The following is a 15,218-nucleotide window of genomic DNA, read 5'->3' as shown; positions in this document are numbered from 1 at the left end:
GAAGAATAGCCGTTCAGGCTCTCAATTCGAGCGCATACGGCCACTCTCGAAGGTCTTCATACGCGCCAAGTAGCCGACTTTCGATATCGTCTTCCACATCGTCGTCGGTGAGCCCAGCGTACATGTCGTTGCCCTGCTCGCAGCCTATCGTGAGCAGGTGCGTGTACTCCCAGCCGCGCATGGTCATGCGACAGTATCGTTTGGCAATGCCCATCTCTGCGAGCGCCCTCCATGCCCTGCGTATCCGGTTCCTGGTGGCAGGTGTGGGCTTCTCCCACATAAGTTGCGCCAGATGCTCCCAACTGCCGAACCAGTAGCGGGGTATCGCCATCGGGTCCATGCCGAGGTTTTCCCTGTCTTCTTTCCGGCGTTGTATTTCCTCGTCGGTCACGTAGTCGTTGCTGGCGAGCGCTACCGTCTGCAGCATGTCGTGGACGAACGTCATGGAAACGGTCTGAGCTCCATTGTGTGGAAGATAGATTGTCCGTGAGCTTGGAAGTTGCTGCACAATCCTGCAATTGTGGTAACCCATGTGTTTATCTTTCCGCGACGCTGCGGTATAGTGGTTACCGTAACGACTGCTATCTCAGTTGTTGCCATAGCCTCGGGATGTTCCACCATCGCCGAGGTTTTCTTATTTCTCTTCCAATATAGCACCTGTGGTCTGTACAGACAACGGCCGTCCCTAGGGACTACGGGTGGGTGGAGTCTGTACAGACTCAGGGGGTGCGGTCTGTGTAGACGCGGGTGCGGTCTGTACAGACGGAGGGTGCAGTCTGTAGAGACTGGTGGTGGAGTCTGTACAGACTACCTATATAAGGAATAACAGTAAGTGTTAATAGAAAGCTTTAACAGAAATACTAGCGGGGTGTAATTCTCACGAATTCCACCTCGCGCCATGAGGATATGAGAAAGCCCCGCAATGAAGCGGGGCCTCTCGTACGTTTAGGTCACTTGTCGTTGAGGTGCGCAATCGCGTAATCCGCTTCGGATTGGGTGAACTTCTCGCCGTTCTCACTGGTCAGCTGGTCACGGATCGCTTCGGGCGACATGCTCATCTGACTCTCGTAGCTCTTCGCCTTCGCCAAGGCGTTGGCATTGTAATCGGCCTTAAGGTTGTCAACCGCATACTGAGCCGCATCGGCGCTGAACTGCTCGCCATTGGGGGAGGTGAGCTGATCGTAGATCCCCTGCTTGCTCATCTGCATCGAATCGGAATACTGACCGGCCTTGGTCAGGGCGTTCACGTACTCGGCGGGCACCGCGGGCTTCGCCGGGGCAGCGGGTTTCTCCGACGCTTTGGGCTTCGCCGCCTGAGTCGAACTCGCTGACGGCGAAACGGCCGGTGCCGTGCTGCCGCCTGACCCGTTGGACGTGGTGATCGAGTAGATGACGATGACCGCGAGCACCACAATGATCCAGAACCATACGCGCTTGAGTAGCGGCTTCTTCGGTTTCTTGGCCTTACCTTGTTTGATCGGTGCCGGATCGACCGGTTCCTGTGGCTTCGATTCCTCTGACATGATGACTTCTTCCCTTCTAACCCGGGCGTTGTTGCCCGGTAAAACTATAACGCTGCGCACTGGTCCCGCAATGGCGCGAGGACCATATCGCGGTAATCCTCGATAATCTGTAAGGTCACGTCGAGCTCGATGGCGATGGACTTCGACTCGCCTTCGTACATGCTCTCAGCCTGCTCGTACTCGCGCGGGTCCACGAGTAGCCAGGCGGCCTCCCTGCGCGCACGGTTCTCGAGCCGTGAATCGATGACCGACCCATGGAAGAAGTCGCCGTGCGACCAGTGCACCAGCTCATGCACCAGCGTGCATCGTTTCCCCCGGTAGGTCATACTGCGGTCTATGATGATCGCATTATTCCAGGCTTCGAAGTATCCGCACAGGTCATCGCCCGGTATATTCTCGCTTCGTACACGAACGCCGAGCCGGTCCGCCATCAGGCGGAGCGACCCGTATGTGTCGTGTGGCGAGATGAGCACCTTAAGCGTATTCCTCATCGACTCCCTTGGCCTGCCCTTTTCGCTTGTCATGGGAGGCAGCCGGCTCGAGCCGTACGCCGACCGGCATGTTCCAGGCGCTCGCTGGGTCGTCCACGATCACGTCGTGCTGATCGGCCAAGCGTCGCGCGAGCTCCTGCAGAAGCTGGTCGTCGGTAGCATCCTTGAGCGCATCGTCGCTGCGTAGACGCTCGATGTCGTCGCGTGTGATGACGCCGAGTGCGCTCAATCCCTCAATCGGAGAGGCGCCGTAGGCGTGCGCCACGGAGATTACCACGTCGGCGGAGAACTTCTCATCGTTCCATTGCCTGTTCAGTGTGGAGGTGGGAAGGTCGGACCTGACTGCGATCGCATTCTTGGTGTCGCCGTTGGTGACCTTGCGTAGCCATTCCATGATATTCGTTTGCATGTTTCCCATTATGGTATACAAATTTGGGAAAGTCAAATAAAATTCTTCACCATTTCGGTTGCATCTCTTCCCAAAGTGGTATATAGTTATGCCATGTCGGGAAACTTCGACAGGAAAGGAGATGTGATGGCATATCAAATCGAGTTCAAGCCCGGTTTCCTCGAGCGAGCCAAGCGCATGAGCGGACTCAAGACCGACTCGGCATTCGCCGGAGCCCTCGGAATAAGCGAGAGCGCCTTGAGCAAGGCAAGGAAGACGGGAGTCGCCACTCCGGCGCTGATTGTCGGTCTTTACGCGGCATTCGGATTTCAGCCTGGAGAAGTCACCACCATCGGCCAACACAACGAATCCGCCGGGCAATCGCTCGCGGCATGAAAAAGCCCGCGCTACCAACACGGGCGAATCACAACAACTAGTTAGGAGTTGAAATGACAAGCAATAGTATACAGCAGATCCCGTTCAACGGGCAGATCATCGAAGCGCAGAAGCAAGGCGACTCGGTCTTCGTGGCTCTTACCCCCATCTGCAACAATCTCGGTCTGGATGCAAAGTCCCAGAGGAACCGTATTGATCGTCAACCTTGGGCAACAGGGGTCATGATGACCTCGGTTGGTGCCGACGGTAAGCAGCATGAGATGTTCATGATTGATCGTCGGACGTTCACGATGTGGCTGGCGACCATCGACACGAGCCGGCTCAAGTCAGAAGCAGCGAAAGATGTGGTCATCGCCTACCAGAAGGAGGCGGCGGACGCCCTCGACCGGTATTTCAACTCCGGTGTCGTGGTCAACGAGCACCTGCTCAACGCCCAACACCTGCGGCGCATGCAGAACATGGAATTGCTGAAGGCCGCCGAAGGATTGATCCACCCGGACTTTCTCGAGGCGAAGGCGCGCATCGTGCTCGCACGGGAAACCGGTGAGATCCCCGAACTGGACCCGACCACGCGCCCACTCTACGTGCAGGACTATCTCGGTGGTCTTGGCATCCACGGCAAGGCGTTGGGGCGCATGGCCGGGGTGTTCGGCAAGACCTTGAAACGTCTCTACGTCGCGCGTCACGGCATGGCGCCGGATCGCGCCGACATCACGACCGGCAGCGGGCAAATCCGCAAGGTGTACGCGTACACGGAAGCATCCCGCGACCTGTTCGACCAGACATGGGCGGTACTCAACCACACCATCGGAAAGGCGGCGTGACATGGCTACCTACGAAGAGAAACGCTCGGAACTCATACGCCTCGGCTACCTGAAACACGAGCACGGCATCGACCTGCTCTCTGCCACAGCAGTGGCCATGCTCTCCGACGTGGAACCAGAACGCCTGGCAGAAGCCATGCGCATACAACCCGACTCAAACGGCATACGGAGCCTTCCACCAACACTGTGCAAGGACATGAAACGTGGTGCGAAAGGCCTCATGGCCACCTATGACACCGATGACATGGTCGAGATCCTTTGGCATCAGACTCACAAGGAGCAGGCGAAATGACCCGCATTCGTTTTCTCGTGGCGCTCGCGGTCACCGTCATGTGTTTCCTACTGCTGGTCGGCAGCGATGCCACTGTGACGCCACTGCGCAACACGATCCTCGTCGTGGCCTACATCATTTCAGCCGCGATTGCCATACATAACGCACTGGAGGTGCGACATGAAGCGTGAACGCATCCCATTCGACTACTGGCCGGAGCAGGAGGCCATGAAGCACACGCCATATAAGACGATACGCACCTTCCGACGTCATTACGGCGACCTGTACAGGGCTCCAAGCGTGGGGGAGAAGGGCGGTTACCTTGCCAGTGACCTGCAGGCGCGTACCGAATCATTCGACGTCCAGCCACGAACCACGTCGGAAGGTCGCCGCGGTGAGTGAGGAACCGTATGTGCGCGCCATCGCCCGCACCATGGCCCGGTCCCACTATCCGCTCGCATGGTTCGAAAACTACCCAACCAACATCTTCGATCATATAAGGAAGTACAGGGATGAAATCTCACATGAGGAAGACGCCACTGGTCACGAGCGTATGGCAGTTAGTCTCCCAACCACTGCCGTTGCTCACACCGAATGACGTACGCGACCAGGAGTTTTCCACGCACCGGTTCCGCGAGGGATACGACATGAATGAGGTCGACGACTACCTCGACCACGTGCGCGACACCATCAACCGCCTCGCGAAAACACTCGAAACACTACAGAAAGCGCAAACGAAATGAGCAGGAAAGAGATCACCACACCGGTCACCGCCGCCATCGCGGACGGCGACATGGACGTGGTCAAAGCCAACACGCTGCTACTCGCCATGGAAGCGTATGCAAAGCAGCTTAACGCATCGACTAAGGCGCTGCGCAAGTACCTCGTCGAACACACGGAGCCCAACGAAACAGTCACGACGATGCTTGGCGAGAGCACGCACCGTCGCGGGGGAGAGGCGAAACCGAAAGTCGACGACATCGCCATGCTCGGCTCATGGCTGTATGACAACGGCGAGGAGGACATGACCGACAGCGGTTACATCCTGCCCGTCGAGGAGGCGCTCGACCCGAAGGTCATCGCCATGATCATGAAGAAACACAATGTCACCGAGATCCCCGGAGTCAAATGGGCATCCGCTAGAGATGATTCCGTCGCGGTGAGCGGACCCTCGTGGGATGAGATCATATCCGATCCGAAACTGCGCGAAACGGCCGCGAATGCGCTGAAGATGACCGGCATCCCGCAGATTGCAGCCGGGGAACAAGAAAACGGCGAAGCCGAGGAAGACGAGGAGGCGTTCTCATGGGAAACGATCTGACGGTGCGCAAGAGCGCCGAGGTGACGATGTCCGAGCAGATTCGGTGGGCGAAGGCGGCCGAACAGGCCGACATCCTGCCGGAGGCGTACAAGGGCAAGCCCGCGAACATTCTCGTCGCTGTCGGGTTCGGCGCGTCGATGGGATTGAGCCCGGCGGAGAGCCTGTATCGCATCAGTGTGATCAAGGGCAAGCCGACGATGAGTGCGGAGCTGATCGCCAGCCAGGTGCGTAAAGCGGGTCATAAGCTGCGCATCCGTAAGGATGAGGCGAAGGTGAGCGTCACGGCGATCATCGTGCGCGCTGATGACCCGGACTACCCGTTCACGGTCACGAGGGACATGCAGTGGGCGAAATCGATGGGGTTGGCGAACAACCAGAACTACGCCCGTCAGCCGATGACGATGCTCACGTGGCGTGCCATCAGCGCCGTGGCCCGCGAAGCCTGCCCCGAAGCCCTGTATGGTGCCGGGTACACGCCGGATGAGATGCAGGACCTGCCAGAGCATGCCGCATCGGAGCCGGTGAGCGTGCAGGTGGTCGCCACCCACGAGCAGCGCATGCAGCTTGCCGGCCTCCTGAAGCAGGGTGGCGTCGATAATGCCGGCAAGGCGCGCATCGCGCTCAAGGCGCTGGTCGGCGTGGACAGCGCGAATGTGAAGGACGTGTCGGACGATGACGTGCTGATGATGCTCGACTCGCCTGACATGGTGCCGGGGAGAGTCAGAGACGCGTTGTGGAACGCCGAACACCCGGATATCGAACCACCCCATGAAGCGCAGGAAGCCTCGGAGGCAAAGAAATGATCAATGGAATACCAAGTCTTATCGTCGGTAATCTCGGTCGCGACCCCGAATCGCAGCAGGTCAACGGGAAGACCATCGCTCGGATCAGCGTATGCGTGACGCCAAGGGTCAAAAAGCAGGGGCAGTGGGGTGACGGCGCTCCCGTCTGGTATCGCGTGACCGTGTGGGACCAGTACACGGCCCAGCACATCCTCAATAGCCTGCACAAGGGAGATCACGTGGTCTGCTACGGGGTCGTCACGTCGGACGAATACCAGGGCAAGGTGAATCTGGAAATGAGCGCCGACGTGGTCGGTGTCGACCTGAACCGCAGTGACGTGCAGGTCATGCCACGCCAGAACAACGGTGGTCAGTCACGCCAGACGCCGGGTTACGCGAACCGTCAGGCCACGCGACAGGAGGCATCGGCTGGCGACCCATGGGGTTCCGGAGATGGTTTCACGACCGCTAGTAGTGACTTCGGGGGCAGTGATGAACCGGAGTTTTGAGAATATCGAGCCGCCCGACGTGGAACCCATATGCCCCGACTGCGGGATGCGGCTGAATGCGGCGGGGGAGTGCAGGAACTGTCGCGCCATCAACAACTACGAAGCGTACGACGAAAAGTCCATAGCCACGTGGAAGGAGCGTACGGCATGATCTCGCAGAGAACCATCGCGGCGGCGCTTGGATTGAGTCGGGCATCCGTGAAGAACGCACTCAACGGCTCCGGACGCACTTCAAGGAAGTTGTCGGAAACGGTCATCGACTACGCACGCACTCACGGGTATTCGGGCCGCATCCGACCGTACGAGTCGAAACCAAAAGCGAAACCCCATGGCGCATCGAACATGCCCGTACAGGTCGCCGGCGGAAGCGTGTCCCGCGCCACGTTCGAATGGATGACAACGATGCTCGACTGGGCTGATACCGGAGCCTACGGCGCCCGTAACATCCGTGAGGAGCTGATATGAGCCGGAACAGGAAAAGCGCGAAAACCGAGGGGACCCGGTTCGAAACCGTGGTGCGGGACTACCTCGCCCAGGCGCTCGACGATGATCGGATCATGCGGCCGCGGCTCCATGGCGCCACTGATATCGGCGACATCGCCAACACCTACTTCATGGGCCAGCGGGTCTGCATCGAATGCAAAAACACCAAAGCCAAAGCCTACCGCGCACACATGCTGGAGGCGATAGACGAAGCAGGCAATCTCGATGCACCATTCTATTTCGTCGTGCAGAAAGTACCAGGCATCGGGTTCAGGAGTATGCGGAAGATCGGTTCGCAAATGGCATACACGACGCCGGAGGTGCTCGACGCGATGCGCCGTGAGGCGCCGGACGACCTGTTCCTGCACAACACGGGGAACTTCACACCATTCACGACCAAGGGGAAGGCGCCCATGGAACTGGTCCGCTGCGATCTGCGTTCGCTCGCGGTGGTCCTCAACCACGGTCTCCCGCTGGGTCGGGAGATGGAATCGTGAGGCCACGTCCGGACCTGCGTAACGGCGGCCGTGTCCTCACCCAACCGGTGGCCGACAGCACAGGCCGATGGCCCTACGAGACGGAAGTGCAGCACATCGACCCGCAGGTGCTCGACTTCATGCTCACCGACCCGGGATGCATCCACTACATTGACGTCTGCCGGAAGCCCAGGGGCATGAACGCCACGCAGGCAGCCGCCTACATGCACATCAGCATCGACAGCATGTACTACCGGATCGAAGCGGGTACCGGGCCACGCATGACCAATCGGCATCCACCACGATTCGACCACCGGGATCTCGACCAGTGGCTCGACCAGGAGTACCTGGAACAGGCAAAGAAGGGAAAAACATGAATGCAAATGATTGCAGTATACCGGCCGAAGTCACCATCACAACCAACACCGGAAAGCCCAAAACGATATTCGTCTGGCTGGATGTCTTCGGGATTGAATTCACCTCGCTGGTAGTGTTCGCGGACCTCATGGCGCAGGCCTACTGGTTCGCCCTCATGGTGACGATATCGACCGTCTACTGGGTTTGGAGACTGGGGCACGACCTCAAGGACTTCCGGTGGACGGTAACCGAACGGAAGTACACAGCGCCAAGGAAAGGAGAGAACCATGAGGATACGGACGATTAAACCGGAATTCTGGCGCAGTGATGATATCGATGCGTTGTCCGTGTTTGACTGCTATTCAGGACCGCTCCCATCACAGCGATCTTGCGATGAATTGATTCCAACTAAGTACGCTCGTGGGTTTGTGTATTTTGCTTTTTGCGGCGACGAACTTTCTTATATAGGGAAGACCTGGCATGTGAAAGACAGGCTGGATAAGCACAGACGCAAGGCGTGGTGGCATCTAGTTACATGGCTTGAGGTAGTTGGTTTGGATGCAAATGATTTTTATGAGACCGAAATTCGAGAAGGATTTCTCGAGGCTCTTTGTATCGCCAATCTCAACCCATCACGGAATATTTTAAGGCCCAAGCACTATATGAATAGGGAATTGACGGTGACATATGGCAAGGATTAGGACAATCAAGCCTGAGTTTTGGCGGTCTCCATCCACTGCGAAAGCGTCTCCATGGGCAAGACTTCTTTATATAGCGATGTGGAATTGGGCTGATGACCACGGACGCGCGGAGTGGACTCCCATGGAGCTGATGTCATTCGCTTTCCCACACGACTCGGAATCACCGACGTTTATCACGGAATTTCCGCGCATACTCACGGAAGTTGCAAACACCTTCTCGGTGGAGTTCTACATCAACGATGAAAGGCGTTTCTACTCGATCACCCGGTGGGATGAGCATCAGAGGAACGAACGTCGCGCTTCGTCAAGGTTTCCAGCGCCTGACGACCCGGAATCGGCTCCAGACAAGGAGTTCTACGGCAATCACGGTTTTACCGACAATAGTCGCGGAGATTCCGCGCATACAGACGGTGGTTCAGCCTTGGAACAGGGGAACAGGGGAACAGGGGAACAGGGGAACAGGGGAACAACATACCCGCGAAACAAGTTTCGCGTTCTCGCTCGAAACTTCCCGACGACTGGACCCCGAAGCGATCCCACTACGAACTCGCAACCAAGATGGAATCCGAAGGCAAAGCGAAGGTTGATGTTGATGATCTGGCTGCCCAGTTCCGTGACACTATCGCCGCCACCGGCAACAAATACAAGTACAAGGATTTCGACAGGGCGTTCTCCACTTGGATCCGCAGGCACGCCGACGAACCGAGGCGGGGGAGACCTTTCGGCGTCTATCTCACCAAGACGCAGAAGGCTCAGGCCGAATGGGACGAGGACCGGCGCATCCACGACCAGCTGGCCGCGGAGGAAAGGATGACCCAACATGCTGTCGAAAACTGACTGCTGGGACCTCATGACCGCGATCAAGCACCTTGACCATCGGACGGCAGACCAGAACGACGCGATCCTCTTCGGCCAGATCATCAACCAGGCGTGCGGCCCGACGCTGTCTCAGTGCCTCGCCGCATTGGCTGAATGGCATACCCGGCATCATGACTTCGGGATGATAGCCCCGGAGGACATCGTCGAGATCATCAAAGCCCATCGTCCGAGCACCAGACTTTCGGAGGCGGAGATCGGTCGGATGCTGGAGCCGCTCGACCTGACGGCGTATGAACTCTGGGCGGCTCGGCGGTCGTTGATCGCGAACGTGGACCGTGGCATGCCAGCACGGCAGGCGCTTTCGACAGCCTTGGACATGTCTCGCGGACGTCAGCTTCCGTCGGCGCCGGCGAAGCCGAAGCGGACGCACACCCCCCCATTTCGCCGGCAGACTCGGCAAAGGGGACATCAACCAAATACTAGGAAAGGAACCAGAATGACAGGAACAGGGCACACGGAAGCCGCTGGACGGCAAAACAAGGCATATACGCCAACCACCGAGGAAGTGAGATCGCACTACGCCGCCCACCGTCTCGTAACGCTTGAAGGGGATGACAACGACCTGCCAACAAGCTACGTAGTCCGTCGACTTGACCAAGTTTACGGGCCAGAGTTCGACCGCTGGCTCCGAAAAGTGAAAGCCGAAGCATGGGGTGAAGGGCATGCGCGCGGTTGGATGGATGCCATGGAATCAGTCCAAGCCGATACGGCAGTAAGCAGAGCTCTCGCCGGAGTGAGTCCCAACCCCTACGAAAGCGAGGAAGCATGAGCATCTTTCAACCATCGTTCGATGGAATCGCACCGGTGACGGATATCGAATTGGATCGGGCTTTCGACGTTTACGAAACCGATGAGAAATACCTGGCGATGGTCGGCAGCGCGAACACGATACCCGATTACCAGCCGCGGCAGGAAGCACTCAAACAAGCCTCAAGATACGCACTGCGAAAAGCAATCAACAACGTTCTGAAAGGACGAGAATCATGACACAGGAATACGAACCAATAGAAATAACCGAGAGCACACCGGAACCAGAGTGTGATGACACGTTTCTTCTGGATGTCCATGACGATTTTGGCAGAGGTCATTTTTGTGGAGTTATCGCAATCAACGTGGAAGGAGGTTGGATGACAACGGGTTCATCAAAAATATTTGATTGGGAACAGTTCAGGAAAGCATACGTCGGTTGGCGTATTCAGTCCTTCGCTGCTCATGATACTCAGATACGAGCAGAAGCGTGGGGTGAAGGGCATGCGCGCGGTTGGATGGATGGTGTGGAGAATGCCGAACCGGCATCTCCAAACCCGTATCGCAAAGAAAACTATCTCTATAAATCGAACGGTTTACAGCGTGAGGAGCAGCAATGAGTATCGCAACAGATGAAGCGGAGGAAAAGATCGAGCGAATTCCTTGTATCTATAATTCCGATGATTTGCGTAAAGCTTATGTTGCCGGTCGTACCGCTGAGCCTACCGAAGGGGAGATCGAGGCTGGTGCGATTGCGATATTCAGCCGGCTCACCACGTCAGCACATCATATGAGCCACGATGATTACGTTGCCGCCTGGCATTGCATCGCGCCGGAGCAGCGTGAGGAATTCATGGCGCAATCCAAAGCGGTGCTCGAAGCCGCTCGTAAGGCAGTATCGGAATGACCAAGCGTAACGAAACCCGCTACAACGAGGCGCAGGATGCCATGCGCGATGGTGCGGACGACGAGCAGATACGCCGTGACTACGGGTTCAGCCCACAGGTCATCGCCGCGCTACGCGCGACGTTAGAAGACAAGGGGCCGGAATTTTGAAAGATTACTGTTTCAATGAAATTCGCATTATCCATCACAGAAATGGTGAAACGCAGTTTTTGGCAGATGGCTATGACATGGCTTACGGGGTTGAATCCGGCAGTATAAAAATCGAACCTCCAGATTCTTCCTTCCCGTTGGCCAGGATTCATGTAACCCTTCTCGCCCGACACCTAGAAACCGAGGTTGTTGAATGATTACGACTCGACCTGTCATCGTCGGCTGCGCTTTGTGTGGTGCTGAGACTGCAGGAACGCAGGTTTGCGGCAAGTGCGTGACCAAGCTGTCGCACATGCTGCACCACTTGGCTGTGCGACTGCCTGACCTTCGTCAGATCGCGGCGAAGAAGGCGAGCGTCATGGTGCGCGAAAGCAACCACGGTTCTCGAACCGTCGCCCCCGTGCCGGTGAACGTGGGCGCATGGCAGTTGCAGCAGAATCTCATAGAATACGCCGTACAGCTCGGCAAGGCATTGGGACTGCACTTTGTCCGGGTGAACGCAGAAAGCCTGCTCAGTGTGGCATCACGACGCTCGCAGAAGCTCATGAGCCGAAACGACGCGGTGCAAATCTACAAGCTGGCCGAGAATTCCGTCCACAGGCTCGACAGACAGTTCGAACCACCGTCAGACCGAATCCTCATCGGCCAATGCGACCACTGTGGCGCTGGCATATGGTCAAGCGAAGACGATCTGGCGGCAGGCTGGCAGCCATGCACATGCGGCACGACCGTCAACATCCGGCAGATACAGGAGCAGCGCATGTTCAAACTCGCCATATCCGACGCTCAAGGCACAGCAGCAGCACTCAGCAAACTGTTGAAAGGATGCGGTGTTGATATCAAGCGGAAAACGATCAGCGAGTGGAAGCGACGCGGCATCATCAAGAGCGTAGGCAGTCAGGACAGCAAGCCAGTGTTCCTGCTCTGGGACGTGTGGCGAGCGTACACACGCTAACTGTGGACGTTATTTGCATTCGCCAACTGTGGACGCCATACTAGCTAAAGTTGGTTATTTTCATAGATGGACATACCAACACCCCCATAATTAGAGCCCGGCCATGTTTGAGCCGGGCTCACTTGTAAGTTACTCGAAGTTAGTCAAGCTCCTCGCAATCCTTGCAATGACGATAACCATTGTCACCAGACTGCTTGTTGTACCAAGGAATCTGCTTACCAGTAGGGCAATCGTCATGATCGTGATACACATCAGGATCACTGGGGTTACTTGAATAATATCTTGCGACCTTCATAATTCACCTCCTCTCCAATGAGGAATCCAACAGACAACAACTATAGCCCGAAAGGCAGGTGGCGTGATGCCAAAAGAAAAGTTCTACGAGTCGGATTATGAGCACCCGAAGGTCCAAGGAGACGACAACGAACCTGACCTAACCGTGCAATGGGGAGACGAACCACCCTACATCAAAGGAGCGATGACACTGAACAGTCGCTCCGCCATCAACCGCCTCATACGCAGCCTGCGCCGCGCGCGAAACCAGCAGTTCGGCAAAGACCAATAACCATTCTTGCCGTCATATAGCGGGCGGCAATATTCTTTCCGCACTGCTCCTCGACCGGTTGTCGACATACGCTCCTTGGCCTGGAGCATTCCGGTCATGCATAAGGCGGAAGGACTCCTCTGTAGCTCAACGGATAGAGCACGTAATGTTAGTGCGCGCGAGCGGGTTCGACTCCCGCCAGAGGAACGAATGATGCACGGTTAATGGATCCGAGTGCATCCCGTATAGGTTGATCGCTATGCGACTGCCCACCATTGGTGGGCACCACCATAATCCTCACTAGAGGTCAGGCACGCTGAAATGCGGTGCTCCCCGAGAGCATTCAAGCCTCTGCCCGCACATGTCGGTCGCACGGTGCGATGACGGTCTCCAAAACCGTCAGACTTGGTCCGACTCCAAGCCGACGTGCCATGGTTCTCGCGTATCAGGGATAACAGCTGGGTTGCCGAATGGCAGTAGGACGCAAGTCTTAGAATTCCTTCGCTCCCAAGTGAGAACCACACTCTTGCCTGGTGGACTTTACAACCTTTCCCCACCAGGCACCATACTTCACACGGAGGCACACGATGATGGCACCGCACACCGAGATAGAACTATCCATCACCGCCCCCGAAAGCGACGATGAACCGCTGTGCAGCTTCCACGTGAAGGTGCCGCTGCGCATCAAACCCACCACCGAACGCGGATACCAATACCAGACCGTCGAAGTCAGTGTGGACGAGACCAGCCTGCAACACCGCTTCCAACGAGCCACACAAGCATTCATGGACGCATTCGAAAAAGAGTAAACACTTCAAGACCGACGGAGGCAAGCGATGAACGAGGATGAAGCCGAAGCCTTCAGCGAGAAGATACGCAAAGCACTCGAACAGGTCCTGCCATACGGCACACCATTCGCCTTCGTATGCGACACCACGCCGCTCGAGGAAATCAACAGCGACGGCAACGGACGCATCAGCTGGGTATCACCTAAGACCCAAGCGCCATACGTCACCGTCGGACTCTTCAGCATGGGCGCAGACTGCTTCGACTTCGAATAACACTTGCCCTGCCTCGCCACAATCCCACAGCCCACACAGGCCGACGAGAGCAGGGCAACATTACATTCAACTCGGCCAGATCGTCGAGCCCTTTGACTCGGCCGCAGGCTCTGGTGTCTTGACCGGCTCCGGCTCCGACACTTTGCCCGGCACCACTTCCGGACCCTTCGGTTTCACGAGCAGACGGGACTCATTGATCCCATTCCTCACCGCCGCCTTGATGACGAAATACCCAACCACCAACCCCACCAACATGGCCACACCCATCACCAACGGCACCCACGAGTAATCCGGCTCCGAGTAATACATGACAACCCCCATTCAATAGACACACATGACAAGCACAGCATACCGCCGGAAAGGTCACGCCCATGCCCATGCGCCGATGCGCCTGGCCCAACTGCCCACAACTCGTACCAGTCGGACAACGCTACTGCCAACCCCACGCAACCATCCACGACAGGCAGCGCGGCACCGCCAAGCAACGAGGCTACGGCAAAGCACACCAAGCACTACGACAACAATGGGCCAACGCCATCGCACACGGACTCACACCAACCTGCAACCGATGCGGCCAACCAATCACACGCGGCCAAGCATGGGACCTCGACCACGCAGCAGACCGGCAACACTATCGCGGACCAGCACACGCTCACTGCAACCGCAGCGCAGGACAAGCAAACAGCACAAGAATGCGCGAACATTGGACGAAATAACACACTAAAAACCTAAAAACAAAAACAATTAACTTAAAAAGCATTCTCCGAAAACCAGACCGGAAAAATTCCGACGCACCCCCACCGGGGTGACCCCACCTGGCACCCTTCAGGACCGCCGGAGAGGTGGCTCGCAAGTGCGGAGGGTTCAAAGTTTTCGCAAGGACCGTTCTCGAAGCATGGAATGTGAGGTCAGCATGGCTCAGGGTGGCGCTCGAGCGCGTTCCGGTCCTGCGTTCGACCCGAATTCCGAGCGTTCCGAACGCATGGGCAGATCGTTGCTCCCTTTGGATGCGAAAGGATATCGCTATAAGCCACGCGCTTTCCCATTGAGCCGATACATCATCTGGGATTCCTATAAGGATGAGGATGGTTTCCATAAGGAGAAGGACAAGGATTCCACCGAAGCGTGGAATGAGCGCGAGCAGCAACTTTGGCGTGAACTTTGGAAGCTTCCGCAGGCTATTGCATGGCATATGCCGGAATATGCGTATCTGTTCAACACGGTTGCCTTGTACTGCCGTCAGTTCGTGATTTGTGAGTCTCCTGATGCGAAGGCGGCTGACCGTTCCACGTTGCAGCGCTACGCGGACACGATTGGCCTGACCCCGCAGGGTTTGCGGCTCAATGGTTGGCAGATTGTCGATCAGCAGACCAAGCCGAAATCTTCTGCTAAGGATTCGAAGATCATTCAGTTCCCAAGTGCACGGGACCGGTTCACTGATATTTAGGAGGCTT

30 protein-coding genes and 1 tRNA gene are annotated in these 15,218 nt (G+C 56.9%); 26 read left to right on the top strand and 5 right to left on the bottom strand.

Translation table 11 applies throughout. From position 1 onward, the window contains the following. Positions 1-13: 13 nt before the first annotated feature. From BMON_RS00805 to BMON_RS09105, 4 genes are all read right to left on the bottom strand, one after another. On the bottom strand, positions 14-445 hold the full coding sequence (locus BMON_RS00805) for a hypothetical protein (RefSeq protein ID WP_033513494.1): 432 nt from the start codon (positions 443-445) through the stop codon (positions 14-16). A gap of 505 nt (positions 446-950) precedes the next feature. Beyond that, the gene (locus BMON_RS00800) at positions 951-1,523 is read right to left on the bottom strand and encodes an Ltp family lipoprotein (RefSeq protein ID WP_081882722.1); all 573 of its coding nucleotides are present in this window, start codon (positions 1,521-1,523) and stop codon (positions 951-953) included. 44 nt (positions 1,524-1,567) lie between these two features. After that, positions 1,568-2,014 (bottom strand): M78 family metallopeptidase domain-containing protein, encoded by a 447-nt coding sequence (locus BMON_RS00795; RefSeq protein ID WP_152595813.1) that lies wholly within the window; start codon positions 2,012-2,014, stop codon positions 1,568-1,570. After that, the gene (locus BMON_RS09105; RefSeq protein ID WP_051917688.1) at positions 1,998-2,408 is read right to left on the bottom strand and encodes a hypothetical protein; all 411 of its coding nucleotides are present in this window, start codon (positions 2,406-2,408) and stop codon (positions 1,998-2,000) included. The genes BMON_RS00795 and BMON_RS09105 overlap by 17 nt, the downstream gene beginning before the upstream one ends. 141 nt (positions 2,409-2,549) lie before the next feature. Here BMON_RS09105 and BMON_RS00785 point away from each other — a divergent pair, with 141 nt between their 5' ends. The 25 genes from BMON_RS00785 to BMON_RS00685 all read left to right on the top strand — a co-directional run bounded on the left by BMON_RS00785 (position 2,550) and on the right by BMON_RS00685 (position 13,764). Continuing rightward, positions 2,550-2,798, top strand: coding sequence for a hypothetical protein (locus BMON_RS00785; RefSeq protein WP_033513492.1), 249 nt, complete (start codon positions 2,550-2,552; stop codon positions 2,796-2,798). A 53-nt stretch (positions 2,799-2,851) separates the two neighbouring features. Beyond that, positions 2,852-3,622, top strand: coding sequence for a phage antirepressor N-terminal domain-containing protein (locus tag BMON_RS00780; protein ID WP_033513491.1), 771 nt, complete (start codon positions 2,852-2,854; stop codon positions 3,620-3,622). Between the two features lies 1 nt (position 3,623). Continuing rightward, positions 3,624-3,914 (top strand): hypothetical protein, encoded by a 291-nt coding sequence (locus tag BMON_RS00775; RefSeq protein WP_033513489.1) that lies wholly within the window; start codon positions 3,624-3,626, stop codon positions 3,912-3,914. After that, the gene (locus tag BMON_RS09800) at positions 3,911-4,084 is read left to right on the top strand and encodes a hypothetical protein (protein ID WP_156098606.1); all 174 of its coding nucleotides are present in this window, start codon (positions 3,911-3,913) and stop codon (positions 4,082-4,084) included. The genes BMON_RS00775 and BMON_RS09800 overlap by 4 nt, the downstream gene beginning before the upstream one ends. Further along, entirely contained in the window at positions 4,074-4,295 is a 222-nt protein-coding gene (locus tag BMON_RS00770) for a hypothetical protein (RefSeq protein ID WP_033513487.1), read from the top strand. The genes BMON_RS09800 and BMON_RS00770 overlap by 11 nt, the downstream gene beginning before the upstream one ends. Positions 4,296-4,405: 110 nt before the next feature. Next, positions 4,406-4,636, top strand: a complete 231-nt coding sequence (locus BMON_RS10500; RefSeq protein WP_033513486.1) for a DivIVA domain-containing protein — start codon at positions 4,406-4,408, stop codon at positions 4,634-4,636. After that, a complete protein-coding gene (locus BMON_RS00760; protein ID WP_033513484.1) occupies positions 4,633-5,214 on the top strand; it encodes a hypothetical protein in 582 nt (193 codons plus the stop codon). The genes BMON_RS10500 and BMON_RS00760 overlap by 4 nt, the downstream gene beginning before the upstream one ends. Beyond that, a complete protein-coding gene (locus tag BMON_RS09100; protein ID WP_051917687.1) occupies positions 5,199-6,017 on the top strand; it encodes a hypothetical protein in 819 nt (272 codons plus the stop codon). Before BMON_RS00760 ends, BMON_RS09100 begins: the two co-directional genes overlap by 16 nt. Beyond that, positions 6,014-6,505, top strand: a complete 492-nt coding sequence (gene ssb, locus BMON_RS00750) for a single-stranded DNA-binding protein (protein WP_033513482.1) — start codon at positions 6,014-6,016, stop codon at positions 6,503-6,505. The genes BMON_RS09100 and ssb overlap by 4 nt, the downstream gene beginning before the upstream one ends. Before the next feature lie 147 nt (positions 6,506-6,652). Beyond that, complete coding sequence (locus BMON_RS00745) at positions 6,653-6,970, top strand: helix-turn-helix domain-containing protein (RefSeq protein ID WP_033513480.1); 318 nt, start codon at positions 6,653-6,655, stop codon at positions 6,968-6,970. Continuing rightward, a complete protein-coding gene (locus BMON_RS00740) occupies positions 6,967-7,485 on the top strand; it encodes a hypothetical protein (RefSeq protein ID WP_033513479.1) in 519 nt (172 codons plus the stop codon). Before BMON_RS00745 ends, BMON_RS00740 begins: the two co-directional genes overlap by 4 nt. Further along, positions 7,482-7,841, top strand: a complete 360-nt coding sequence (locus BMON_RS00735; RefSeq protein WP_033513477.1) for a MerR family transcriptional regulator — start codon at positions 7,482-7,484, stop codon at positions 7,839-7,841. The genes BMON_RS00740 and BMON_RS00735 overlap by 4 nt, the downstream gene beginning before the upstream one ends. Beyond that, complete coding sequence (locus tag BMON_RS00730) at positions 7,838-8,128, top strand: hypothetical protein (RefSeq protein ID WP_033513475.1); 291 nt, start codon at positions 7,838-7,840, stop codon at positions 8,126-8,128. Before BMON_RS00735 ends, BMON_RS00730 begins: the two co-directional genes overlap by 4 nt. After that, positions 8,109-8,522, top strand: a complete 414-nt coding sequence (locus BMON_RS09795; protein WP_152595812.1) for a GIY-YIG nuclease family protein — start codon at positions 8,109-8,111, stop codon at positions 8,520-8,522. The genes BMON_RS00730 and BMON_RS09795 overlap by 20 nt, the downstream gene beginning before the upstream one ends. A 558-nt stretch (positions 8,523-9,080) precedes the next feature. After that, positions 9,081-9,359 carry a hypothetical protein gene (locus BMON_RS00725; protein ID WP_033513474.1) on the top strand — a complete coding sequence of 93 codons (279 nt, stop codon included), beginning with the start codon at positions 9,081-9,083 and terminating at the stop codon, positions 9,357-9,359. Further along, entirely contained in the window at positions 9,343-10,170 is an 828-nt protein-coding gene (locus tag BMON_RS00720; protein WP_033513472.1) for a hypothetical protein, read from the top strand. The genes BMON_RS00725 and BMON_RS00720 overlap by 17 nt, the downstream gene beginning before the upstream one ends. Next, a complete protein-coding gene (locus tag BMON_RS00715; RefSeq protein WP_033513471.1) occupies positions 10,167-10,388 on the top strand; it encodes a hypothetical protein in 222 nt (73 codons plus the stop codon). Before BMON_RS00720 ends, BMON_RS00715 begins: the two co-directional genes overlap by 4 nt. Continuing rightward, positions 10,385-10,768 carry a hypothetical protein gene (locus BMON_RS09790; RefSeq protein ID WP_152595811.1) on the top strand — a complete coding sequence of 128 codons (384 nt, stop codon included), beginning with the start codon at positions 10,385-10,387 and terminating at the stop codon, positions 10,766-10,768. The genes BMON_RS00715 and BMON_RS09790 overlap by 4 nt, the downstream gene beginning before the upstream one ends. Next, positions 10,765-11,055 carry a hypothetical protein gene (locus BMON_RS00710; protein ID WP_033513470.1) on the top strand — a complete coding sequence of 97 codons (291 nt, stop codon included), beginning with the start codon at positions 10,765-10,767 and terminating at the stop codon, positions 11,053-11,055. Before BMON_RS09790 ends, BMON_RS00710 begins: the two co-directional genes overlap by 4 nt. Next, positions 11,052-11,204 carry a hypothetical protein gene (locus BMON_RS09785; protein ID WP_156098605.1) on the top strand — a complete coding sequence of 51 codons (153 nt, stop codon included), beginning with the start codon at positions 11,052-11,054 and terminating at the stop codon, positions 11,202-11,204. Before BMON_RS00710 ends, BMON_RS09785 begins: the two co-directional genes overlap by 4 nt. 193 nt (positions 11,205-11,397) lie before the next feature. Beyond that, positions 11,398-12,159 (top strand): hypothetical protein, encoded by a 762-nt coding sequence (locus tag BMON_RS00705; protein ID WP_152595810.1) that lies wholly within the window; start codon positions 11,398-11,400, stop codon positions 12,157-12,159. Between the two features lie 361 nt (positions 12,160-12,520). Continuing rightward, positions 12,521-12,724 carry a hypothetical protein gene (locus tag BMON_RS00700; protein ID WP_033513468.1) on the top strand — a complete coding sequence of 68 codons (204 nt, stop codon included), beginning with the start codon at positions 12,521-12,523 and terminating at the stop codon, positions 12,722-12,724. 115 nt (positions 12,725-12,839) lie between these two features. Continuing rightward, positions 12,840-12,910: transfer RNA gene (locus tag BMON_RS00695), tRNA-OTHER, on the top strand. A 380-nt stretch (positions 12,911-13,290) separates the two neighbouring features. Then, positions 13,291-13,512 (top strand): hypothetical protein, encoded by a 222-nt coding sequence (locus tag BMON_RS00690; RefSeq protein WP_033513466.1) that lies wholly within the window; start codon positions 13,291-13,293, stop codon positions 13,510-13,512. 27 nt (positions 13,513-13,539) lie between these two features. Next, entirely contained in the window at positions 13,540-13,764 is a 225-nt protein-coding gene (locus BMON_RS00685; RefSeq protein WP_033513465.1) for a hypothetical protein, read from the top strand. 66 nt (positions 13,765-13,830) lie between these two features. Here BMON_RS00685 and BMON_RS00680 read toward each other — a convergent pair whose 3' ends face one another. Beyond that, on the bottom strand, positions 13,831-14,073 hold the full coding sequence (locus BMON_RS00680) for a hypothetical protein (RefSeq protein WP_033513464.1): 243 nt from the start codon (positions 14,071-14,073) through the stop codon (positions 13,831-13,833). Between the two features lie 604 nt (positions 14,074-14,677). On the opposite strand from BMON_RS00680, the gene BMON_RS00670 reads away from it, so the two are divergent. Beyond that, positions 14,678-15,211, top strand: coding sequence for a hypothetical protein (locus BMON_RS00670; RefSeq protein ID WP_033513462.1), 534 nt, complete (start codon positions 14,678-14,680; stop codon positions 15,209-15,211). Positions 15,212-15,218 lie beyond the last annotated feature (7 nt).

It is taken from the genome of Bifidobacterium mongoliense DSM 21395, from assembly GCF_000741285.1.
In the GTDB taxonomy this organism is placed as follows: Bacteria; Actinomycetota; Actinomycetes; order Actinomycetales; family Bifidobacteriaceae; genus Bifidobacterium; species Bifidobacterium mongoliense.
The sequence above is the reverse complement of the archived record's forward strand: the minus strand, read 5'-3'. Positions and strand labels throughout refer to the sequence as shown.